The following is a 281-nucleotide window of genomic DNA, read 5'->3' on the forward strand; positions in this document are numbered from 1 at the left end:
AGCAGCAGCAGCCGCGGACTGGGCATCAGCGCCCGGGCGATCAGCGCCCGACCACGCTCGCCCTGGGAGAGCGTGGTCCACGGGGACTCCGCGGACGCCGTCATGCCCAGGGTCTCGATCAGCAGCTCCGCCCGCTCCAGCTCCTCCGGCGCGGGCTTGCGGTGCAGGTCCGGCTCGATCGTGTTGGTGACGCCGGTGAGGACGACCTCGCGCACGGTCAGCGGCGAGCGCAGCGGGTGGCGCGGATTGACGTGGCCGAGGTGGGCGCGCAGCTCGCGGAT

The 281-nt window shown here is 73.7% G+C and carries 1 protein-coding gene; it reads right to left on the reverse strand.

Translation table 11 applies throughout. From position 1 onward, the window contains the following. Positions 1–281, reverse strand: a 281-nt coding sequence (locus BI06_RS33130) for an ATP-binding cassette domain-containing protein (RefSeq protein ID WP_043474675.1), incomplete at both ends; no start/stop codon positions are given.

Origin of the sequence: Kitasatospora sp. MBT66 (assembly GCF_000710405.2) — a bacterium.
In the GTDB taxonomy this organism is placed as follows: domain Bacteria; phylum Actinomycetota; class Actinomycetes; order Streptomycetales; family Streptomycetaceae; genus Kitasatospora; species Kitasatospora purpeofusca.